This window comes from Belnapia moabensis DSM 16746 (assembly GCF_000745835.1).
Classification (GTDB): domain Bacteria; phylum Pseudomonadota; class Alphaproteobacteria; order Acetobacterales; family Acetobacteraceae; genus Belnapia; species Belnapia moabensis.
This window is the reverse complement of sequence record NZ_JQKB01000034.1, coordinates 38,745-59,038: the sequence shown is the minus strand read 5'-3', so window position 1 is coordinate 59,038 and position 20,294 is coordinate 38,745. Positions and strand designations below refer to the sequence as shown.

At 70.3% G+C, this 20,294-nt stretch carries 22 protein-coding genes; 14 read left to right on the top strand and 8 right to left on the bottom strand.

The genetic code is table 11. The annotated features are described in order from the left end of the window. On the top strand, positions 1 to 318 hold a 318-nt coding region (locus tag EP26_RS18935), incomplete at its 5' end, for a transposase (protein ID WP_043340883.1). Here EP26_RS18935 and EP26_RS18930 read toward each other — a convergent pair. Next, a complete protein-coding gene (locus EP26_RS18930; protein ID WP_157033619.1) occupies positions 319 to 1,086 on the bottom strand; it encodes a GntR family transcriptional regulator in 768 nt (255 codons plus the stop codon). 175 nt (positions 1,087 to 1,261) lie between these two features. On the opposite strand from EP26_RS18930, the gene EP26_RS18925 reads away from it, so the two are divergent. Then, complete coding sequence (locus EP26_RS18925) at positions 1,262 to 1,699, top strand: acyl-CoA thioesterase (protein WP_052389371.1); 438 nt, start codon at positions 1,262 to 1,264, stop codon at positions 1,697 to 1,699. Here the strand turns inward: EP26_RS18925 and EP26_RS36840 are convergent. The 3 genes from EP26_RS36840 to denD are packed head-to-tail and all read right to left on the bottom strand — an operon-like array spanning position 1,696 to position 3,077. Continuing rightward, a complete protein-coding gene (locus tag EP26_RS36840; RefSeq protein ID WP_211259477.1) occupies positions 1,696 to 1,929 on the bottom strand; it encodes a RidA family protein in 234 nt (77 codons plus the stop codon). The two genes, EP26_RS18925 and EP26_RS36840, sit on opposite strands and share 4 nt — an antisense overlap. Further along, positions 1,917 to 2,087 carry a RidA family protein gene (locus EP26_RS36835; protein ID WP_211259476.1) on the bottom strand — a complete coding sequence of 57 codons (171 nt, stop codon included), beginning with the start codon at positions 2,085 to 2,087 and terminating at the stop codon, positions 1,917 to 1,919. Before EP26_RS36835 ends, EP26_RS36840 begins: the two co-directional genes overlap by 13 nt. Before the next feature lie 3 nt (positions 2,088 to 2,090). Continuing rightward, positions 2,091 to 3,077 (bottom strand): D-erythronate dehydrogenase, encoded by a 987-nt coding sequence (gene denD / locus EP26_RS18915; protein WP_043340882.1) that lies wholly within the window; start codon positions 3,075 to 3,077, stop codon positions 2,091 to 2,093. Positions 3,078 to 3,188: 111 nt separating this feature from the next. Here denD and EP26_RS18910 point away from each other — a divergent pair, with 111 nt between their 5' ends. The 6 genes from EP26_RS18910 to EP26_RS18885 all read left to right on the top strand — a co-directional run bounded on the left by EP26_RS18910 (position 3,189) and on the right by EP26_RS18885 (position 9,629). Next, entirely contained in the window at positions 3,189 to 4,352 is a 1,164-nt protein-coding gene (locus EP26_RS18910; RefSeq protein WP_043340881.1) for a diaminopropionate ammonia-lyase, read from the top strand. Positions 4,353 to 4,467: 115 nt separating this feature from the next. Then, on the top strand, positions 4,468 to 5,817 hold the full coding sequence (gene ugpB, locus EP26_RS18905) for a sn-glycerol-3-phosphate ABC transporter substrate-binding protein UgpB (RefSeq protein WP_043340880.1): 1,350 nt from the start codon (positions 4,468 to 4,470) through the stop codon (positions 5,815 to 5,817). A 13-nt stretch (positions 5,818 to 5,830) separates the two neighbouring features. After that, positions 5,831 to 6,709: a sn-glycerol-3-phosphate ABC transporter permease UgpA gene (gene ugpA, locus EP26_RS18900; RefSeq protein ID WP_043340879.1), complete on the top strand. Its 879-nt coding sequence runs from the start codon at positions 5,831 to 5,833 to the stop codon at positions 6,707 to 6,709. After that, on the top strand, positions 6,709 to 7,542 hold the full coding sequence (gene ugpE, locus EP26_RS18895; RefSeq protein WP_043340878.1) for a sn-glycerol-3-phosphate ABC transporter permease UgpE: 834 nt from the start codon (positions 6,709 to 6,711) through the stop codon (positions 7,540 to 7,542). Before ugpA ends, ugpE begins: the two co-directional genes overlap by 1 nt. Beyond that, positions 7,542 to 8,606, top strand: a complete 1,065-nt coding sequence (gene ugpC, locus EP26_RS18890; RefSeq protein ID WP_043340877.1) for a sn-glycerol-3-phosphate ABC transporter ATP-binding protein UgpC — start codon at positions 7,542 to 7,544, stop codon at positions 8,604 to 8,606. The genes ugpE and ugpC overlap by 1 nt, the downstream gene beginning before the upstream one ends. A gap of 54 nt (positions 8,607 to 8,660) precedes the next feature. Further along, entirely contained in the window at positions 8,661 to 9,629 is a 969-nt protein-coding gene (locus EP26_RS18885) for a Bug family tripartite tricarboxylate transporter substrate binding protein (protein ID WP_043340875.1), read from the top strand. Here the strand turns inward: EP26_RS18885 and EP26_RS18880 are convergent. Beyond that, positions 9,616 to 10,854 (bottom strand): ABC transporter substrate-binding protein, encoded by a 1,239-nt coding sequence (locus tag EP26_RS18880; protein ID WP_084112663.1) that lies wholly within the window; start codon positions 10,852 to 10,854, stop codon positions 9,616 to 9,618. The genes EP26_RS18885 and EP26_RS18880 overlap by 14 nt on opposite strands. Positions 10,855 to 10,979: 125 nt before the next feature. Here EP26_RS18880 and EP26_RS18875 point away from each other — a divergent pair, with 125 nt between their 5' ends. The 3 genes from EP26_RS18875 (at position 10,980) to EP26_RS18865 (ending at position 13,727) form a co-directional block, all read left to right on the top strand. Continuing rightward, positions 10,980 to 11,987: an NAD(P)H-quinone oxidoreductase gene (locus EP26_RS18875; RefSeq protein ID WP_052389370.1), complete on the top strand. Its 1,008-nt coding sequence runs from the start codon at positions 10,980 to 10,982 to the stop codon at positions 11,985 to 11,987. A gap of 67 nt (positions 11,988 to 12,054) precedes the next feature. Continuing rightward, positions 12,055 to 12,951: a DMT family transporter gene (locus EP26_RS18870; protein WP_052389369.1), complete on the top strand. Its 897-nt coding sequence runs from the start codon at positions 12,055 to 12,057 to the stop codon at positions 12,949 to 12,951. Between the two features lie 17 nt (positions 12,952 to 12,968). Next, on the top strand, positions 12,969 to 13,727 hold the full coding sequence (locus EP26_RS18865) for an alpha/beta fold hydrolase (RefSeq protein ID WP_043340873.1): 759 nt from the start codon (positions 12,969 to 12,971) through the stop codon (positions 13,725 to 13,727). Here the strand turns inward: EP26_RS18865 and EP26_RS18860 are convergent. Both EP26_RS18860 and EP26_RS18855 read right to left on the bottom strand, forming a co-directional pair. Next, positions 13,724 to 15,571, bottom strand: a complete 1,848-nt coding sequence (locus EP26_RS18860; protein ID WP_043340872.1) for a TRAP transporter large permease — start codon at positions 15,569 to 15,571, stop codon at positions 13,724 to 13,726. The genes EP26_RS18865 and EP26_RS18860 overlap by 4 nt on opposite strands. A gap of 3 nt (positions 15,572 to 15,574) precedes the next feature. Then, positions 15,575 to 16,582 (bottom strand): TRAP transporter substrate-binding protein, encoded by a 1,008-nt coding sequence (locus EP26_RS18855; protein WP_043340871.1) that lies wholly within the window; start codon positions 16,580 to 16,582, stop codon positions 15,575 to 15,577. Positions 16,583 to 16,694: 112 nt separating this feature from the next. Here EP26_RS18855 and EP26_RS18850 point away from each other — a divergent pair, with 112 nt between their 5' ends. Genes EP26_RS18850 through EP26_RS38635 form a run of 3 tightly spaced genes read left to right on the top strand, consistent with a single transcriptional unit; the run spans position 16,695 to position 19,225 of the window. Beyond that, positions 16,695 to 18,296, top strand: a complete 1,602-nt coding sequence (locus EP26_RS18850) for an acyl-CoA synthetase (protein ID WP_043340870.1) — start codon at positions 16,695 to 16,697, stop codon at positions 18,294 to 18,296. Then, entirely contained in the window at positions 18,293 to 19,120 is an 828-nt protein-coding gene (locus EP26_RS18845) for a PPC domain-containing DNA-binding protein (RefSeq protein WP_043340869.1), read from the top strand. Before EP26_RS18850 ends, EP26_RS18845 begins: the two co-directional genes overlap by 4 nt. A gap of 33 nt (positions 19,121 to 19,153) precedes the next feature. Further along, positions 19,154 to 19,225, top strand: a complete 72-nt coding sequence (locus EP26_RS38635) for a hypothetical protein (protein ID WP_157033620.1) — start codon at positions 19,154 to 19,156, stop codon at positions 19,223 to 19,225. Between the two features lie 64 nt (positions 19,226 to 19,289). Here the strand turns inward: EP26_RS38635 and EP26_RS18840 are convergent, their stop codons facing one another. After that, entirely contained in the window at positions 19,290 to 20,222 is a 933-nt protein-coding gene (locus tag EP26_RS18840; RefSeq protein WP_211259475.1) for a metallophosphoesterase, read from the bottom strand. Positions 20,223 to 20,294: the final 72 nt, after the last annotated feature.

Sequence of the window (20,294 nt, the reverse complement as noted above, 5' to 3'; positions counted from 1 at the left end):
CTGCATCTCGCCGAGATCGCTGCCGCTGTGGCGCCGAACGCGCATGCCGTGCTGCTGCTCGACCAAGCCGGATGGCACCTATCGGACAGGCTCGAGGTACCGCCGAACATCACCCTCATCCCGCTGCCGCCCAAGTGTCCAGAATTGAACCCGGTCGAGAACACCTGGCAGTTCCTGCGGGACAACTGGCTCTCCAACCGCATCTTCCGCTGCTACGACGACATCGTCGACCATTGCTGTCGCGCCTGGAACCGCCTCGTCGAGCAGCCCTGGACTATCATGTCCATCGGACTGCGCGATTGGGCGCATCGGTTCTGATCAGTGGGATTTGGTATAAAGTCCTGCCGGTGGCCGCCGCCGCTCCTCGAGCACCGTCTCGAAGTCGAAGCCGAGATTCCACTCCACATGCGCCTCGAGGGCCGCGAGCGCCTTCGCCTCATCCCCCTCGGCGAGGGCGGCGATGAGCACGCCATGCTCCGCCTCCGGCCCCTCCTGCACCCTGATCTGCTGGGCGAGGCCCCAGATCACCGCAAGCTGCCGCGCCAGGCTCTGCCACAGGGCGAGCAGCGGCGCATTGCCAGAGACCCGGCACAGCTCGGCATGGAAATCGCCATCCGCCAGCACGATCAGCGCCGGGTCGCCCAGCTCCACCGCCTGGCGGTAGGCGTCGGCGGCGGCTTCCAGCCCGGCGAATCGCTCCGCCCCGCCCGGCTGGGCCAGCGCCTCCCGCACCGCGAGCGATTCGAGCGCGAGCCGCACCCGCATCAGCGCCGCGACGCCGGCATTGGTCACCTGCATCAGCCGCATCCCCTTGTAGGGGGTGCTGACGACGATGCCCTGGCTCTCCAGCAGGCGGAGCGCCTCGCGCACCGGGACGCGGCTGATACCGAGGTCGCGGGCGATCTCCGCCTCGACCAGCCTGTCGCCCGGCAGGAACAGCCCGCGCGCCGCGGCGGCGACGATGGCCTCGGCCGCCTGCTCCACCATCGTGCGCGGCTGGACAGGGGAGAGTCGCCGGGGTTCAGCCAGGGCGATGACCAAGCGTTCGGGCGCGTCCTGGTGCGCCCGATGGTCCGGAACAGCCACGTGGTGATCCCCGTTAAATCGCGAAGATCTGAAGTTTAAATTCAACCTGTTGGTTTGTGAAGATCGACGGCGGATCGATTTCCGCAAACCTGATACTTGTTGCAAAATAGCATCAAGTCAAGCCCGCTGCCCATGCCGCCCCGGGCATGGCAGTCTTGCCGCCACGGAGGTGCCCATGGCCGAGGATGCGGAATTCGGGATCGAGGGGCGTTGGGCGGTAGTCCGACGCCACCGTATCCGCTGGTCGGAATGCGACCAGTATGCCCACGCCAACAACACCGCCTATCTCGCCCTCTGCGAGGACCTGCGCGTCTCGCACTGGCTTTCGCTCGGCGGCCGATTCGCGCTCGGCGAGCCGGGGCCGGTCGTGGCGCAGATGGAGGTCCGCTACCTCCGCCCGCTTGCCTTCGACGACGAGGTCGCCGTCACCATGCGGCCCGCCACGCTTCGCCGCAGCAGCCTGACCCAGGACTACGCCATCTGGAAGGACGGACTCGTCTTCACCTGCCGCGCCGTGCTGGTCCTCGTCCGCCACGGCAGCGGCGAGAAGGTGCCGATCGCCCCCGCGATGCGCGCGGCCCTGATCGAGCAGGGCGCGACGGAGGAAGGCTAGAAGGCGACGGCGAGATCGATCTCGACGAGCGCTTCAACCGCCAGCCCCGTGACCCCGACACAGGGGCGCCCCGGCAGCCCGCCGGGCGGGAAGCTCGCCTCCCAGATCGCATTCATCGCCGCATAGTCGCGCTCGAACTTCGTCAGATAGGCCCGCGCGAAGACCGTCCGCTCCCACTCTGCCCCGCACCCGGCCAGCACCATCCTGAGGTTGGCGATCACCTGCCGCACCTCGGCTCGATCCCGCCCTCGACCATGGCGTGCCCGCCACCCGGCAGCGTCGGCATCTGCCCGGTGACGAAGAGGAAGCCGCCCGCCCGCACCGCATGGCTGAAGGGCGCCACGCGCTGCGGCGCATCCGGCAGCACGAATCGGGCGATCTCCAGCACCCGCTACAGCCCCCGCTCGGCCCTGGTCGCGGCAAGGTCATCCTCGATGAAGCCCTGGATGATCTCCTCCAGCGATTCCTGCTCCGAGAAGCCGAGCAGCCGCCGCGCCCGCTCCGCCGTGAAGCTCGCCGGCCAGCCGCCCACGATCGCCTCCACCGCCGCATCCGGCACAGGCTTCACCAGCGCCCGCGCCTCCGGCCCGGCGACGCTCTCGAGCGCGCTCAGCATCTTTCCGACCGTCGCACTCCGCCCCGGCGGATTGATCCCGCGGTCGAGCCCGAGCGGCGCCGTATCCATCGCCATCGCATGGAGGAACCAGTCGACCGCCCGCCGCGGCGAGCAGATCCAGACCGCGAACTCCTCCGGCACCGGCAGCTCGGTCGGCAGCCCGAGCAGCGGCTCGCGCAGGATTGCCGAGACGAAGGAGGACGCCGCCTTGTTCGGTCGCCCCGGCCGCACGATCACCGTCGGCAGGCGCAGGCTGACGGCATCCAGCATCCCGCGCCGCGAGGCATCCTGCAGCAGCAACTCGGCGGCGGCCTTCTCGGCCCCATAGCTGTTGCCCGGAAGCTGCCGCGCATCATCCTCCAGCCGCGCCTCCTGCCCGCCGCCGAAGCTGGCGACGGAGGAGGTGAAAACCACCCTGGGCGGGGTGGCGAGCCGCCGGCACGCCTCGATCACCGCCAGCGTGCCATGCAGGTTCACCCGCATCCCCAGCTCGTAATCCGCCTCCGCCTGCGCCGAGACCACTGCCGCCAGATGCACCACCACCCGCGTGCCATCGGGGATGGCGGCCGCGACCTGCTCAGGGTCCGCCACATCGCCACCCAGGCAACGGACGGGGAAGGGCGCCTCCATCGCCGGCGGCGCGTGCAGGTCGAACAGGGTGAGGCCCGAGATCGCCTCGCCGCCAAGGCTGCCCTCGCGCGCCAGCCGCGCCGCCAGCTTGCGGCCAAGGAACCCGCCCCCGCCCAGGATGGTGATCTGCATGGCGCTCTCCCGATCTTGCCCGGCCCAACCTCGCGCATAGATGTCGCGCCACCCCTCTCCGGGCGCAAGCCGCCAGTGGCGGCAGGGCAGGGGTCGCGCGATAACCCCTCCATGAGCATCCCGAACCGCCCCTTCCGCCTGATCCTCAACCGCCACCACGGCACGCCCGGCGTCGTCGTGCTGCCCGAAGGCGGCTTCCGCCGTGCGCGCGAGGAGATCGCCGCCTGGGCGGGCTATGCGCCGACCCCGCTCGTCGCGCTCGAGGATGTGGCGAAATCCGCCCGCCTCGCCGCCGTGCACTGGAAGGACGAGGGCGGCCGCTTCGGCCTCGGCAGCTTCAAGGCCCTCGGCGGCGCCTATGCCGTGATGAAGCTGCTCCAGGCCGAGCTGGCCAAGCGCGGCACCGCCAACTCCGCGACGGCGGCGGAACTGACCGACGGCACCCACCGCGAGGCGACCCGCGCCATCACCGTCACCTGCGCGACCGACGGCAACCACGGCCGCAGCGTCGCCTGGGGCGCCCAGCGCTTCGGCGCCGCCTGCGTCATCTTCGTCCATGAGGGCGTGAGCCAGGGCCGCCGCGACGCCATCGCCCGCTACGGCGCCGAGATCCGCGTCGTCCCCGGCACTTATGACGATGCCGTGCGCGCCGCCCAGCGCGAGGCGACGGAGAAAGGCTGGCACGTCGTCTCCGACACCTCCTATCCCGGCTACACGGAGGTCCCCCGCGACGTCATGCAGGGCTACCGGTTGATGGCCGAGGAGGCGGCGGAGGCCATCCCCGCCCCGCCCACCCATGTCTTCATCCAGGGCGGCGTCGGCGGGCTGGCGGCGGCCGTCTCGGTGCAGATGCGCGCCCGCTACGGGCTCGACGGCCCTCGCATCGTCGTCGTCGAGCCGGAGCGGGCCGCCTGCCTCATGGCCAGCGCCGAGGCCGGCGAGCCCATCTCCGTCGAGGGCGATTTGGACACCCTCATGGCCGGCCTCGCCTGCGGCGAGCCGAGCCTGCTCGCCTGGCAGGAGCTGGAGCGGGCCGGCTTCGCCTTCATGGCGATCCCCGATGCCAGCGCCGTCGACTGCATGCGCCTCCTCGCCCGCCGCCAGCCGAAGCTGGTCGCGGGCGAGAGCGCCGTCGCCGGCCTCGCCGGCCTGTTGTTGGCCGCTCGGGAGCCTTTCGCCCGCGGCGCGCTCGGCCTCACCCCAGAGAGCCGCATCCTCCTATTCGGCACCGAAGGCGCCACCGACCCGGAGCTCTACGAGAAACTGACCGCCTGACCGGCTTGCCGCGACACGCGGGCTTCATCTATCTGTCACAAGACTGGCACGAAGCCGCAACCTGGCGCCGCTAACCGGCGGCCCCGGCAACGAGATCATTGGGAGAGTTCACGTCATGAGGCGCCGTTTCCTGGCCCAGGCCAGCCTGGCCGCCGCGGCCATCGCCGCCACCCGCACCCGCCCCGCCGCCGCCCAGGCGCCGGTCGAGATCCAGTTCTGGCACGGCCTGGCGCAGCCGCTCGGCGGCCAGCTCGAGGTGATCGTCGCCGCCTTCAACGCGTCGCAGCAGGGGGTGAAGGTCGTCCCCTCCTTCCGCGGCTCCTATCCGGAGACGATGGTCGCCGCCATCGCCGCCTTCCGCGCCAATGCCGCGCCGCATGTCGTGCAGATGTTCGAGGTCGGCACCGGCACGATGATGGCCGCCGGCCGCGCGGTGAAGCCGGTTTATGAGCTGCTTGCCGAAGCTGGCGTCAGCATCGACTTCAACGACTACCTCCCCGCGGTGCGCGGCTACTACCAGGCCTCCGACGGGCGGCAGATGAGCATGCCGTTCAACAGCTCCACCGCGACGATGTTCTACAACAAGGACCACTTCAAGCGCGCCGGCCTCGACCCGGAGATGCCGCCGAAAACCTGGGAGGAGCTGGCCGAGGCGATCAAGAAGCTGAAGGCCGCCGGCATCGCCAGCCCGATGACCACCTCCTGGCCGGCTTGGGTCCAGGTCGAGCAGGTCTCGGCCATCCACAACATCCCGCTCGCCAGCCTCGGCAACGGCTTCGATGGCCTCGGCGCCACCATGCAGGTGAACAACCCTGTGATGGTCCGCCACATGAACAACCTGATCGCCTGGCAGAAGGACGGGCTGTTCAAGTATGGCGGCCGCGACAACGCGGCGGATGCGCTCTTCCCGGCCGGCGAGGTCAGCCTCACCATGGCCTCCTCCAGCCTGCGCGCCCGCCTGCTGCGCGAGTCGCGCTTCGCCTGGGGCACCGCCATGCTGCCTTATTACAGCGATGTCGCCGGCGCGCCGCGCAACAGCATCATCGGCGGCGCCAGCTTCTGGGCACTGAACCGCGGCCCCTCCGGCGGCCGCAACGCCGCCGAGTGGAAGGGCGTGGCGGAGTTCTACCGCTATCTCAGCCAGCCCGAGATCGACGCAAAGTGGCACATGGACACCGGCTACGTCCCGGTCCGGCGCGCCAGCTACCAGGTGGCGAAGTCGCAAGGCTTCTACGAGAAGAACCCCGGCACGGAAGTCGCCATCGAGCAGCTTCTCCGCGGCGGCGAGACCACGCCGAATACCCGCGGCATCCGCCTCGGCGGCTATGTCGAGATCCGCAACATCATCCAGGAAGAGATGGAGAAGTCCTTCCAGGGCCAGCAGAACGGCCAGCAGGCGATGGAGGCGGTGACGCAGCGGGCGAATACGGTGCTGCGTAACTTCGAGCGCCAGAACCGCGGCTGATCGGGAAAGCGCCGTGCGCAAGACAGTCTTCAAGGGCACGGCGCTGCCGCTGCTGCTGCTCGCGCCGCAGCTCGTCATCACCGCCATCTTCTTCCTCTGGCCAGCGGGGGCCGCCATCTGGCAGTCCCTGCTGCAGGAGGACCCCTGGGGCATGAGCTCCCAATTCGTAGGCATCCGCAATTTCACCGAGGTCCTGGCGGAGCCCGAATGGCGCGGTGCCGCGTACAACACGCTGATCTTCTCCACCGCCGTCGCCGTGCTCGCCATGGGCACCGCGCTCTTCCTGGCCGTCCAGGCCGACAAGTCGATCCGCGGCGCCAATATCTACCGCACCCTGCTGATCTGGCCCTATGCGGTCGCCCCCGCCGTCGCCGCCGTGCTCTGGCTCTTCCTCTTCCACCCCTCGATCGGCCTCGTCGGCCGCGCGCTGAACGAGGCCGGCATCGCCTGGGACTACAAGCTGAACGGCAACCAGGCGATGCTGCTCATCATCGTCGCCGCCGCCTGGAAGCAGGTGAGCTACAACTTCATCTTCTTCCTCGCCGGCCTGCAATCCATTCCCCGCGCCGTGCTGGAAGCGGCAGCGATCGACGGCGCCAAGCCGGTGCGCCGCTTCTGGACCATCATCCTGCCGCTGCTCTCGCCCACCGCCTTCTTCCTGCTGGTGGTGAACCTCGTCTACGCCTTCTTCGATACCTTCGGCGTCATCCACGCGCTGACCGGCGGCGGCCCCGGCAAGGCGACCGAGACGCTGATCTACAAGGTCTATGTCGAGGGCGTGCAGAACGTGAATCTCGGCAGCTCCTCCGCCCAGTCGGTGATCCTGATGATCCTCGTCATCGCGCTGACGGCGGTGCAATTCCGCTTCATCGAGCGCAAGGTCCACTACTGATGAAGCGCGCATGGCCGCATCTCTGGCTGCTGCTCGGCGTGCTGATCTTCGCCACGCCCATCTACATCACCCTGATCGGCTCGACCCACGACGCCAGCACGATCGGCCGCGGCGACGTCCCCCTGCTGCCCGGCAGCCACGCAGTCGAGAACTACACCGCCGCCTGGGTCAGCGGCGGCTCCGGCCGCTTCGCCGTCTCGCCCGCCTCGCGGATGCTGCTGAACAGCACCATCATGGCGCTCTGCATCGCGGTCGGGAAGATCGCCATCTCCCTGCTCTCCGCCTATGCCGTCGTCTTCTTCCGCTTCCCCGGCCGGATGATTGCCTTCTGGACCATCTTCATGACGCTGATGCTCCCCGTCGAGGTGCGCATCATCCCGACCTACCAGGTCATCGTCAGCATGGACCTGTTCAATTCCATGGCCGGCCTCACCATCCCGTTGATCGCCTCGGCCACGGCGACGCTGCTCTTCCGCCAGTTCTTCCTCACCATCCCCGACGAATATGTCGAGGCGGCGAAGATGGACGGCGCCGGCCCGATGCGCTTCTTCCGCGACATCCTGCTGCCGCTCTCAGTGACGAACATCGCCGCCCTCTTCGTCATCCTCTTCATCTATGGCTGGAATCAGTATCTCTGGCCGCTGCTGGTGGTGAACGACCGCAGCCTCGAGACCATCGTCGTCGGCATGGCCAAGATGATCGGCACCGGCGACGCGCAGAACGAATGGAATGTCATCATGGCCATGGCGGTGCTCTCGCTGCTGCCGCCCGTCGCCGTGGTCCTGCTGATGCAACGCTGGTTCCTCAAGGGCCTGACGGAGACCGAGAAGTAATGGCCAGCCTCGAGGTCACCGGACTGACGAAGTCCTTCGGCCCCACCCATGTCCTGCACGGCATCGACCTTGCCGTCGAGGATGGCGAGATGATCGTCATCGTCGGCGCCTCCGGCTGCGGCAAGTCGACGCTCCTGCGGATCGTCGCCGGCCTCGAGACGGCAACCTCCGGCAGCATCCGCATCGCCGGCCGCGAGGTCACGGCGCTGGAGCCGGCCGAGCGCGACATCGCCATGGTCTTCCAGAACTACGCGCTCTACCCGCATATGACGGTCGAGCAGAACATGGCCTATGGCCTCAAGATCCGCGGCCTGCCGAAGGCCGAGATCGCCCGCCGCGTCGCCGAGGCCGCCGGCCTGCTCGGCATCGAGGCATTGCTGACGCGTCGCCCGCGCCAGCTCTCCGGCGGCCAGCGCCAGCGCGTCGCCATGGGCCGCGCCATCGTCCGCGAGCCGAAGCTTTTCCTCTTCGATGAGCCGCTCTCCAACCTCGACGCCAAGCTCCGCGTGCAGATGCGCGCCGAAATCAGGCGGCTGCAACGCCGCCTCGGCGTCACCTCGCTCTTCGTCACCCACGACCAGACCGAGGCGATGACCCTCGGCGACCGCCTCGTCGTCATGCATGCCGGCCATGCCGCGCAGATCGCAACGCCGATGGAGATCTGGGCCCGCCCCGCCGACACCTATGTCGCCGGCTTCATCGGCAGCCCCGCGATGAACTTCCTCTCCGGCACCCTGGTGGAAGGCGGCCACGCCGTCGCGCTGAAAGCCGGCCCGGTACTCCGCTTCGCCGACGGCCCGCGCGCGGGCGGGGCGGGGAGGCCGCTCACCATCGGCATCCGCCCCGAGCATATGGACCTCGCCGAAGGCGGCATCCCCATGCCGCTCGACCTGGTGGAGCCACTCGGCTCCGAGACCGTGCTGCATGGCAAGCTGCCGAGCGGCGAGGCGCTGGTGGTGAAGCTCGCTGGCCCCGCGCCGGATGCGCCGAGCCTCCCCGTCGCATTCCCCGCCGCCGCGCTGCACGTCTTCGACGGCGAGACCGGCAAGCGGCTTGACCCCTAGCCCCCGGGGGCCAAGATGCCCGGCAAGGGCAACGAAGCCCACCGGGAGACATCCATGCATCGCCGCAGCCTGCTCGCCGCCGCCGCCATCCTGCCCGCCACGTCGCTGCGCGCCCAGCCCGCCTGGCCCAACCAGCCGATCCGCCTGATCGTCCCCTTCGCCGCCGGCGGCCCGACCGACATCCCCGCCCGCCTCTTCGCCGAGGAGGTGTCGAAGCTCCTGCCGCAGCGCGTCGTCGTCGAGAACCGCACCGGCGCCGGCGTCGTCGTCGGCACGGAGGCGGTGGCCACCGCCCCGAAGGACGGCCACACCCTGCTCTACAGCACCATCGCCCATTCCGTGCTGCGCCCGCTCTTCCCGCGCCTCGCCTTCGACCCGGTCGGCGATTTCCAACCCGTCGCGCTGCTCGGCGTGATCCCGATGATCCTGTTGGTCAACAACGACCTCCCCGCGAAGACCCTGCAGGAGGCTGTCGCGCTGTTCCGCAGCAAGCCCGGCGAATACGACTACGGCAGCAGCGGCGTCGGCGGCGCGGTCCACCTGGCGACGGAGCTGCTGCTGAAGCGCGCCGGCGACCTCAAGGTCAACCACATCCCCTATCGCGGCTCTGCGGCGGGCATGCCGGATTTGCTCTCCGGCCGCCTCGCCATGTTCATGGATGTCGCCGCCGGAGGCCTCACCTTCGCGAAGCGCGGCGATGCCCGCGCCCTCGGCATCTCCTCCGCCCAGCGCCTGCCCCAGGCGCCCGACATCCCGACCTTCGCCGAGGGCGGCGTCGCTAATGCCGAGAGCTACACCTGGCACATGGTCTTCGCCCCATCCGGCACGCCCGCGCCCATCGTCGAGCAGATCAACGCCGCCTTCAACAAGGCAGCGGCTCAGGCGAGCGTGCAGCAGCGCCTCAGCGACCTCACCATGCTGGTCCGTAGCGACACCACGCCCGAGACGGCGAAGCGCTGGCTGACCGACGAGATCACGAAATGGGAGGCAATCATCCGGGACGCCGGCATCAAGGTGGAGTAGCCCCCATCACCGGCCGAAGCTGTGCCACCGCCGCCTCGGCCGGCCCCACCGTCACCAGCCGCCCGCCCTGCCACTGCGCCAGCAGCGGCCGCGCGCGCAGGTTCTGCCCTTTCTCGTCGAAGCGCGCCCCCCAGCCATTCGGCGTCGCGCCTTCCGCCACATCCGTCGCCAGCAGCGTCGCGCGCAGCTTGTCCCGCTCCAGCCCGGCCGCCCGCTGCATCGCATCCAGCACCAGCCGCGCGCCGACATAGCTCGCCAGCGAATGGCCGGAGCGCGGGTCGCTGCCGTAGCGCCGCTTGTACAACTCGACGAAGTCGCGCACCCCCGGCGCCACCGCCTCGTTCACCGCCACCTGCGGGAAGTCGACATTGAGCGTGCCGTCGAAATCCGGCCCGATCGAGCGCGCCGTATCCGTCAGGCTGTAGCCCGCCCCCGCGCCGATCACCATGCGCGGCCGCCAGCCCGCCTCCTTCATGGCGCGATGGAACAGCACGATGTCGTTCTGGTAGCCGGTATGCAGCACCACATCGGCGCCCACCGCGCGCAGCCGCTGCACCAGCGGCGAGAGGTCGACGCTTCGCGCCGCATATCCGATGCGCTCCACTTGGTTCAGCCCGCGCGCCTTGAGCTGCGCCTCCTGCGCCCCGCTCACCGCCTGGCCGTAGAGCCCCTCCTCATGGAGGATGGCGATGCGCAGCGCCTCCGCCGGCGTCGACCAGGCCCCCGCCAGCACCTCCGATACCACGGCGACCGAATCCCGCGCGAAGTCGCTCGCCCTCGGGCAGAGCCGGAAGAGCGTCCGGAACCCCCGCTCGGTGATCGGGTCCGCGATGGCGCCCAGCTCGAAGAAGGGAAAGCCCTGCAACTCCGCCGCTTGGCTCGCCGCGAAGCCGAGATGCGAGGCATAGGTGCCGAACCCCGCCGCCACCCGCTCCGCCCCTTGCAGCCGCCGCAGCTCGGCGACGGCCTGGTCCGTTCCCGCCGCATCGCCGCGCACCAGCCGGATCGCCCGCGCCAGCAGCCCGCCCACCGCATTGCGCTCCTCGGCCGCCAGCTCCAGCCCGCGGAAGCTCTCGTCGCCCAGCAGGGCGAGGCTGCCGCTGAAGGGGAAGAGCGCCCCCAGCCTCAGCTCATTGGCCGGCGCCGTGCCCTGCGCCCGGGCGAGGCGCGGCGCGGCCAAGGCGGCGATGCCGCCAAGCAGCGGGCGACGGGCAATCCTCGACATCGGCATCCTCCCGCGACGGAGGCGCGGCGGCGGATTCATCGCATGCCCCAGCGTCCTGGCAAGGCCCCGCTTGACGGGATGCGCCCCCGCGCGGAACCTCCGCCGCAACTCCGGGAGAGACCGCCATGGCCACGCTGCCCCCCTCGATGACCGTCATCACCCATGGCGATGGCGGCCCGCCCGAGGTGCTGACCCCCTCGACCGCGCCCGTCCCGCAGCCGAAGCCCGACGAGGTGCTGATCCGCGTCCTGGCGACCGGCGTGAACCGCCCCGACGTCGCCCAGCGCAAGGGCGAATACCCCCCACCCCCCGGCGCCAGTCCGCTGATCGGCCTCGAGACCGCCGGCGAGGTCGTCGCCACGGGCGCCGAGGTCACGCAGTGGAAGCCCGGCGACCGCGTCTGCGCCCTCACCAATGGCGGCGCCTATGCCGAGTACTGCACCGCCCCCGCCACGCAATGCCTGCCCTGGCCGCGCGGGTTCGATGCCATCCGTGCCGCCGCCCTGCCGGAGACCTTCTTCACCGTCTGGGCCAACCTCTTCGGCCACGGCAAGCTGGCGGCCGGCGAGACGGTGCTGGTCCATGGCGGCACCAGCGGCATCGGCGTCACCGCCATCCAGCTGGCGAAGGTCTTCGGCGCGACGGTGATCGCCACCGCCGGCAGCGCCGAGAAGTGCAAGGCCTGCCTCGATCTCGGCGCCGACCACGCCATCGACTACCGCACCCAGGACTTCGCCGCCGAGGTGAAGCGCATGACCGATGGCAAGCTTGCGAACGTCGTGCTCGACATGGTCGGCGCCGACTACTTCAACCGCAACCTGAAATGCCTGGCCATGGACGGCCGCCTCGTCATCATCGCCTTCCTCGGCGGCTTCGAGGTGGCGAAGGCCGATCTCCGCCCGGTGATGACCCGCCGCCTCACCGTCACCGGCAGCACCATGCGCCCGCGCACCACGGCGCAGAAGGCCGAGATCGCCACGGCGCTGCGCGAGAAGGTCTGGCCGCTGCTCGACGCCGGCAAGGTCGCCCCGCCCATCCATAAGGTCTTCCCGCTCCAGGAGGCCGCAGCCGCCCATGCGCTGATGGAGAGCAGCACGCATATCGGCAAGATCATGCTGAAGGTCGCCGACTGATCACGCCCCAGGCCGTGCGCCGCTTGCCACGGCCGATCCGTGGCAGGCCACCGGGCAGGACCCAAGCTTGACAGGCGCCCCCACTGCCTCGCCGCGGGCGACGACGCTCGAAGGCTTCCGCTACCTTGCCGTCTCGGTGCTGCTGTTCGGCGGCGTCTGGCCCGTCACCAAGGACGCGCTGGCGTATGCGACGCCGCTTTGGTTCGCCTTCAACCGCTGCGCCATGGCGGGCGCCATCACCCTGCTGCTGCTGGCGGGCTTGCGCCGGCTGCGCTGGCCGGCCCGCGGCGACCTGCCCTGCATCCTGGCGATCGGCCTCCTTCAGCTCGGCGGCTTCTTCGCGCTGACACATACGGCGCTCGCCTGGATTCCGGCCGGGCGGATGGCAATCCTCACCAATGTCACCGTCTTCTGGCTGATCCCGCTCTCCTGGTGGGTGCTCGGCGAGCGCATCTCGCCGCTGCAATGGCTGGCGGCCGGCATCGGCCTGCTCGGCGTCGGCGTGCTGATGCAGCCCTGGACGATGACCAGCGCCGCGGGCCTCGGCGCGCTGCCGGGCTACCTGATGCTGCTCGGCTCGAGCCTCTTCTGGAGCATCGCCATCCTCATCACCCGCCGCCTGCCGCCGCGCCGCCCGGTGATGGAGCTGCTGCCCTGGTGCTTCGGCATCGCCGCGCTGCTGCTGCTGCCGCTCGCCCTCTGGCGCGAGCCGGCAGGCGGCATCGGCCGGCCCTCCTGGCCGCACGCCGCCTTCATCGGCGCCATCGCCGCGCCGCTCGGCACCTGGGCCACCATCGAGGCCGGGCGACGCCTCTCCGGCGTCCGCGCCTCGGTCGGCTTCCTCGTCGTGCCGGCGCTCGGGGTGCTGATCTCGAACCTCTGGCTCGGCGAGGCGCTGGGGTGGGATGTGCTGGCCGGCGGCGGCCTCATCGCCGCCAGCCTGGTCCTGGCCGCAAAAGGGTAGGGGGAGGGAGAGAGAGGATGCGCCTCAACCTGGTCGAAGCCGGCGACGGCCCGCCCGTGATCCTGCTGCACGGCCTCTTCGGCGCCGCGCAGAACTGGGGCGCCGTGCAGCGCCACCTGGCCGCCCGCCACCGCGTCCTCGCCCTCGACCTGCGCAACCACGGCGCCTCCCGCCGCGCCGCGGCCATGGACTACCCCGTAATGGCCGCCGATGTCATCGAGACGATGCAGGCGATGGACGCCGCCCCCGCCGCCGTCATCGGCCACTCCATGGGCGGCAAGGTGGCGATGGCCCTCGCTCTCGCCGAACCATCGCTGGTCTCCCGCCTCGTCGTCGTCGACATCGCGCCCATCGCCTACCCGCCCGCGCTCCGCCCCTACATCGCCGCGATGCAGGCCATCCCGCTCCACTCGGGCCTCACCCGCCGCGATGCCGATGCCGCCCTCGCCGCGACGATCCCCGAGCCCGGCATCCGCGCCTTCCTCATCCAGAACCTGCGCATGCAGGACGACCCGCCCCGCTGGCGCCTCGCCCTCGATGAGATCGACGCCGCCATGCCGGTGATCGAGAGCTTCCCCGACCTCCCCGGCCGCTACGAGGGCCCGACGCTGGTCATCAACGGCGAGCGGTCGAGCTACATCCAGCCTGGCTCGCGCCCCCGCTTCCAATCCCTCTTCCCCGCCGCCCAATTCGCCACCGTCCCCGGCGTCGGCCATTGGGTCCATGCCGAGAACCCGGGCGGCTTCCTCGCCCTGGTCGATCCCTTCCTCGACTAGAGGAAGCCGATCGAGATCCACGGAATGGCGGCGATGACAGCCGTGCCGACGAGCAGCGCCAGCATGTACCCCCAGATCGCCCGCATCCCCTCATCCGGCCCGATGCGGCTGATGGCGCAGGCCGCGTAGTAGCCGACGCCGAAAGGCGGCGCGAAAAGCCCGATCCCCATCGAGAGGATCACCACCATCGCGTAGTGCACCTCGTGCACGCCCATGTCGCGCGCGATGGGGAAGAGCAGCGGCCCGAACAGCACGATGGCCGGAATCCCCTCCAGCACGCTCCCCAGCACGACGAAGGCCAGGATCGACACGGCGAGGAACCCCGCCTGTCCCCCCGGCAACGCCGCCATCACCGCCGCCAGCTGCCGCGAGAAGCCCGACTGCGTCAGCGCCCAAGCGATCGCCGTCGCCGCCCCGATGATGAGCAGGATCGCCCCCGACAGCGCCGCCGTATCCACCAGCATCGGCCGCAGCCGCCCCCAATCGAACCTTCGGTAGAACAGCAGTCCGATGACGAAGGCATAGGCGATGCCGATCGTCGACACCTCCGTCGCCGTGGCGACCCCCTCGACGACGGCCGCCCGGATCAGGAAGGGCAGCGCCAGCGCCGGCAGTGCATAGCCGAGGCTCCGCAGGATCTCCGCCGAGCCCGGCCGCGTGGCCTGAGCGAGGTCCTGCCCCCGATGCCGCCACCAAACCACGCCGCAGAGCACCACTGCCAGCAGCGCCCCCGGCAGCAGCCCGCCGGTGAAGAGCGCCCCGATCGAAACCCCCGTCACCGAGCCGATGGTGATGAGCACCAGGGAAGGCGGCACCGTCTCCGTCTGCGCGCCCGTCGCCGAGAGCAGCGCGACGAGATCGCCCGGCTTCGCCCCGCGCTCGCGCATCTCGGGGAAGAGCACCGGCGCGACGGCCGCCATATCCGCCGCCTTCGCCCCCGATATGCCGGAGACGAGGTACATCGCCCCCACCAGCACATAGGAGAGCCCGCCCCGCACATGCCCGAGCAGGTTGGCGAGGAAGCGGATCATGGCCCGCGCCATCCCCGTCATCTCGATCAGGCTGCCGAGGAAGATGAAGAGCGGCACCGCGAGCAGGATGAGGTGCGACATCCCCTCATCCATCCGCCCGACCACCACCATGGTCGGCACCCGCGTCGTCAGCGCCAGATAGCCGAAGGTCGCCAGCCCGAAGCAGAAGGCGATCGGCACGCCCGCCAGCACCGTCGCCGCCACGATTCCCACGAAGAAGATGACGAGGTTGAGGTTGCCGAGCGGCCTGAACACCGGCCCCGCCCACCAGAACCCCGCCGCCACCAGTGCGACGACGCCGAGCGCCAGAAGCCCGCGCCCCCAGCCCGCGGCCCGCGGCAGCCGCACCAGCGCCACCGCCAGCATCAGCACCAGGCCGACCGGTAGCGCCGAGGCCCGCCAACTGCCGGGGATCTCCATCGCCGGCGTGGTGATGAAGCTCTCCTCCACCGCATAGTCATAGGCCGGATGCAGCAGCAACAGCAGGAAGAGGATCGGCGCCGCCACCGCCAACGCCTCCAGGAACCCCCGCAGCCCCGCCGGCGCCATCGCGACCAGCGCCGTCATCCGCATATGCTCCGCCCGCCGGAAGGCGACGACCGCGCCCAGCATGGCAAGCCAGAGGAACAGCACCGACGCCAGCTCATCCGACCAGACGAGCGAGCTGTGGAACAGGTAGCGCGCCACGATGCCTGCCAGCAGCAGCACCGTCTCCACCGCCACCAGCGCCGCCGCAGCCAGCTCCAGCGCGCCGCCAAGCAGGGCCTCGACCCTGCCTTGGGGCCGCCGCTCCACCAACCCGATATCCGCCATGGTTCAGGTCAGCTTGCCCAGTTCCTGCTCTAGAATCCCCCAGGCCTCGTCGCCATAGCGCTGCTTCCACTGCGTATAGAAGCCCGCCTTCCGCAGCGCCTCGCGGAAGGGCGTCGGATCGACCGTGTTGAAGGTGAGCCCCTGCTTCGCCAGCTCCGTCTGCAAGCCGGCGTTCAGCGCCGCGACATCGCCGCGTTCGGCCAGCGCCGCCTCGTTCCAGTGCTTCGCCACCACGCCTTGCGCATCTGCCGGCAGCGCCGCCCAGGCCCGGCGATTGCCGAGCATCCAGAACCCGTCCCACATATGGTTCGTCAGCGCGCAGTGCTTCTGCACCTCGTAGAGCTTGGCCGTGGAGATGATGGCCAGCGGGTTCTCCTGTCCGTCCACCACCTTCGTCTGCAAGGCCGAATAGACCTCGGCGAAATTGATGCTCGTCGGCGCCGAGCCGAAGGCCTGGAACAGCGAGGTCCAGAGCGGGCTCACCGGCACGCGGATCTTGAAGTTCCGCAGGTCCTCCGGCGTCGTGATCGCCCTGGAGGAGCAGGTGATCTGCCGGAACCCGTTGTCCCAGATCCTGTCCATGACGATCAGCCCGGCCTTGCCGATCTGCGTCCGCACATGCGCGCCGAGCGCCCCGTCCATCGCCTTCCACACCGCGGCATAGTTGGAGAAGGCGAAGCCCACGCCGTTGATCGAGGCCGCCGGCACCAGCGTCGAGAGGATCAGCCCCGACAAGGTGAAGAACTCGATCGCGCCGCTCCGCACCTGGCTCAGCATGTCCGTATCCGAGCCGAGCTGGTTGTTCGGGAAGATCTGGATCTCGACCCGCCCGCCCGTCTCCCGCGCGATCGCCTCCGCCGCCTCCTTGGCCCGCTGGTTCATCGGATGCGTCAGCGGCAGGTTGTTCGCATATTTGTAGCTGAACTCCGCCGCATGCGCCGGCCGCAGCCGGATCGCGGGGGCAGCCAGCACGCCGGCGGCCAGCAGGGTACGGCGATTGAGCTGGACCATCAGTTTCCTCCACTCCGGTCTCGGCCGGACTGTCCCGTCACCCGCTCATAGGCCATGTCGCGCGGGGCGTGGAGGCGGTATTTTCCCCGGCAACGAAAGAGGGACCGCCCGCATGACCTCACCGACTGGCCTGCCCGTCTCCCGCCGGGTGATGAACCTCGCCGGCTTCCTCGCCCAGACCGCCCGCCGCCTGCCGGACCGGCTGGCGCTGGCCTGGGGCGACCGAAGCTGGTCCTGGCGCGAGTTCGAGCGGCGCGGCGCCGCGCTTGCCGCCTCGCTCGCCGCGCATGGCATCGGGAAGGGCGACCGCGTGCTGGTCCATGCCAGGAACGGCAACGAGATCCTGGAGACGATGTTCGCCACCTTCCGGCTCGGCGCGGTCTGGGTTCCGACCAATGTCCGCCTCGTGCCGGAAGAGGTCGCCTGGCTCGCCGAAGCCTCCGGCGCCCGCGCCTTCTTCTGCCAATCGGTCTTCCCCGAGCATGCCGCCGCCGTCGCCGCCGCACTCCCCAACCTCGCCTTGCTGGCCAGCATCGGCGAAGCAGGCTTCGGCCAGGCGACGCAGGACTCGCTGATCGAAGCAGGGCAGGGGAAGTCCTCTCCCGTCGCCGATGTCGAGTACGACGACCCGTGCTGGTTCTTCTTCACCTCCGGCACCACCGGCCGCCCCAAGGCCGCCGTGCTGACGCATGGCCAGATGGCCTTCGTCATCACCAACCACCTCTGCGACCTGATGCCCGGCACGACGGAGCACGACGCCTCGCTGGTGGTGGCCCCGCTCTCGCACGGCGCCGGCATCCACTTCCTGACGCAAGTCGCTCGCGGCGCCGCCAGCATCCTCCTCCCCGGCGAGCGCTTCGACGCCGCCGAGGCCTGGCGCCTGGTCGATGCCCATCGCATCAGCAACATGTTCACCGTGCCGACCATCCTGAAGATGCTCGTCGAGCACCCCGCGGTCGATGCGCACGACCACGCCTCGCTGCGCCACGTCATCTATGCCGGCGCGCCGATGTACCGCGAGGACCAGAAATTCGCGCTCCGCAAGCTCGGCAAGGTGATCGTCCAGTATTTCGGCCTCGGCGAGGTGACCGGCAACATCACCGTCCTGCCCGCCGCCCTGCACGAGGAGGAGGACGGCCCCGCCGCCCGCATCGGCAGCTGCGGCTTCGCCCGCACCGGAATCGACGTGCAGATCCAGAACGAGCAGGGCAGGGAGGTCCCACCCGGCACCCAGGGCGAAATCTGCGTCTGCGGCCCCGCCGTCTTCGCCGGCTACTGGAACAACCCCGAAGCCAACGCGAAATCCTTCCGCCACGGCTGGTTCCGCACCGGCGACCTCGGCCATATGGACACGGAGGGTTTCGTCTACATCACCGGCCGCGCCTCCGACATGTACATCTCCGGCGGATCGAACGTCTATCCGCGCGAAGTCGAGGAGCTGATCCTGCAATACCCCGGCATCGCCGAAGTCGCCGTCCTCGGCATCCCCGACCGCCACTGGGGCGAGGTCGGCGTCGCCGTCATCGTCCCCCGCCCGGGCGAATCGGTGGAGGAGGCTTCGTTGCTCGCCTGGCTCGACGGCCGCATGGCCCGCTACAAGATGCCGAAGCGCATCTTCGCCTGGGATGCGCTGCCCCGCTCCGGCTACGGCAAGATCACCAAGAAGCTGGTCCGCGAGGAGATGGAGGCCCGCGGCCTCCTCCCCCTCGCATGAGCCCCCGCCACCTCGCCCAGCCCGGCCCCGCACTCGAGCCGCGAATCGAGAGTGTCCCCGGTCACGCCCTGCCGCTGGCGCTCACCCTCGCCCCCGGCCTCTCCCTGCTGGACACGGTGACGCAGGCCGTCCATGCCGCCGGCTTCGACAGCGCCACGCTGGAACTGGAAGGCGGCCGCTTCGCCCCCTTCTCCTACGTCCTCCCCGCGCCCGCGCCGGACGCGACCCACGCCGCCTACTACAGCGGCACCCACACGCCCCCCGAGGGTGCCCGGCTGGAGCGCGCCTGCATTACCTTCGGCCGCCGCGCCGGCCAACCCTGGCTGCACTGCCATGCCATCTGGGAGGAAGCCGCCGGCCGCCGCGCCGGCCACATCCTGCCGGAGGAGACGGTCCTCGCCACCCCCATCGAATGCCGCGCCTGGGGCCTCGCCGGCATCGCCCTGGTCTCGGAGCCCGACCCCGAGACCAATTTCACCGTCTTCCACCCGATCCCCGCCCCTGGCGCCCCGCCGCCCGGCGCCCATCGGGCCGCCGCCCTCCGCATCCGCCCGAACGAGGACGCCGCCATCGCCCTCGCGACCGCCGCTCACCGCCACGGCCTCCGCCGCCCCGCCCTGCGCGGCAGCCTCGGCAGCCTGATCGGCGCCCGCTTCGAGGGTGGCGGCAGGGTCGAGGACTACGCCACCGAGATGCTCTTCACCGGCGAGGGCCTCGCCATCGCCCTGGCCGACATGCGGGGCCGCGTCCATGAGGGCGTACTGATCCCGGGCGACAACCCGGCCTGCATCACCATCGAGGCCCTGCTGGTGGAGCAGGGCTGACACCGCACTTGCCTTCGGGCCGAGCGTTACGTTATAGGAATACGAGCCCAGGCGGCATCGCGCCCGAACGCTCCCGCCGAAGCGCTTAAACCTCTAAAATTCTAAATTCCGCCGAACAGATCCAAGCTTCTCAACGGCTTGGAGTCACGAGCCTTCAATTCCCGAAGCCTCAGCCCAGCTCCACCAGCGTCACCTCCGGCGGCATCCCGACCCGGATCGGCAAGGCCGAATTCCCGATCCCGCCGGAGACGACCAGATGCCGACCCTCCTCCTCCACCGCCCCATAGGCATAGCGGTTGCCGTACCGGCTCGGCACCAGCGGCGAATAGCCGCGCACCCGCACTTGCCCGCCATGGGTATGGCCCGAGAGCGTCACCCCCACATGCTCCGGCACCAGCGGGAAGATATCCGGCTCATGCGCCAGCAGGATGCTCGGCGCGCCCTCCGGGATGCCGGCCAGCGTTCCCTCCAGGTCGTGCGCCCCATGGATCGCGCCGCCCCGCCGATAGGCCCATTGGCTCCCGAGCCCCGCCAGCCACACATCCCGCCCGTGATGGCTGAGCCGCCGCAGCTCATTGTGCATCACCGGCAGCCCCGCCGCGGCGAAGGCCTCCGCCGCCTCGGGCAGGGGCCGCAGCCCGGCCTGCGCCGCCGGGCACTCCCACCAGTCATGGTTGCCGAGCACCGCATGCACCCCGAGCGGCGCGTGCAGCCTGGCGAGGATCTCCGCCACCTGCCGCATGCTCGGCCGGTCGGCGATGAAGCGCCCATCCGCCAGGTAGTCGCCCAGCAGCACGATGAGGTCCGGCCGCAGCGCATTCGCCAGCCCCACCGCCCGCGACAGATGCTCGATCGGCGCCTGCGGCCCGCCGGTATGCGGGTCGGCGATGATGGCAACGGAGAGCGGCAGGTCGCGCGGCCAGCTCGCCGGCGCCAGCCGGTACCGCACCAGCTCCAGCCGCGGCTCATGCGCCCCGCCGCGCCGATGCGCGCCGAGCCAGCCGAGAAGCCGGCGCCGGCCCGGCCGCATCCCCGGTGCCGTCCGCGCCAGGGCCTCCGTAGTGGCCGGGAGGCCGGCATAGGCTGCCACGTCCGTCGTCATGCCTGGTCCTGTCCTGGCCCCATGCGTGATGGGGCAGCCCCTATCTAGGCCCTCGCCCCTTGCTGAAAAGCG

Bases quoted from the DNA above. Each gene is read 5' to 3' on its own strand.
- EP26_RS18840 (WP_211259475.1), bottom strand. From the start codon at position 20,222: ATGACGACGGACGTGGCAGCCTATGCCGGCCTCCCGGCCACTACGGAG.
- EP26_RS18885 (WP_043340875.1), top strand. From the start codon at position 8,661: ATGCATCGCCGCAGCCTGCTCGCCGCCGCCGCCATCCTGCCCGCCACG.
- ugpB (WP_043340880.1), top strand. From the start codon at position 4,468: ATGAGGCGCCGTTTCCTGGCCCAGGCCAGCCTGGCCGCCGCGGCCATC.
- ugpE (WP_043340878.1), top strand. From the start codon at position 6,709: ATGAAGCGCGCATGGCCGCATCTCTGGCTGCTGCTCGGCGTGCTGATC.
- EP26_RS18880 (WP_084112663.1), bottom strand. From the start codon at position 10,854: ATGTCGAGGATTGCCCGTCGCCCGCTGCTTGGCGGCATCGCCGCCTTG.
- ugpC (WP_043340877.1), top strand. From the start codon at position 7,542: ATGGCCAGCCTCGAGGTCACCGGACTGACGAAGTCCTTCGGCCCCACC.
- EP26_RS18875 (WP_052389370.1), top strand. From the start codon at position 10,980: ATGGCCACGCTGCCCCCCTCGATGACCGTCATCACCCATGGCGATGGC.
- EP26_RS18850 (WP_043340870.1), top strand. From the start codon at position 16,695: ATGACCTCACCGACTGGCCTGCCCGTCTCCCGCCGGGTGATGAACCTC.
- EP26_RS18855 (WP_043340871.1), bottom strand. From the start codon at position 16,582: ATGGTCCAGCTCAATCGCCGTACCCTGCTGGCCGCCGGCGTGCTGGCT.
- EP26_RS18860 (WP_043340872.1), bottom strand. From the start codon at position 15,571: ATGGCGGATATCGGGTTGGTGGAGCGGCGGCCCCAAGGCAGGGTCGAG.
- EP26_RS18845 (WP_043340869.1), top strand. From the start codon at position 18,293: ATGAGCCCCCGCCACCTCGCCCAGCCCGGCCCCGCACTCGAGCCGCGA.
- EP26_RS18910 (WP_043340881.1), top strand. From the start codon at position 3,189: ATGAGCATCCCGAACCGCCCCTTCCGCCTGATCCTCAACCGCCACCAC.
- EP26_RS18865 (WP_043340873.1), top strand. From the start codon at position 12,969: ATGCGCCTCAACCTGGTCGAAGCCGGCGACGGCCCGCCCGTGATCCTG.
- denD (WP_043340882.1), bottom strand. From the start codon at position 3,077: ATGCAGATCACCATCCTGGGCGGGGGCGGGTTCCTTGGCCGCAAGCTG.
- EP26_RS18925 (WP_052389371.1), top strand. From the start codon at position 1,262: ATGGCCGAGGATGCGGAATTCGGGATCGAGGGGCGTTGGGCGGTAGTC.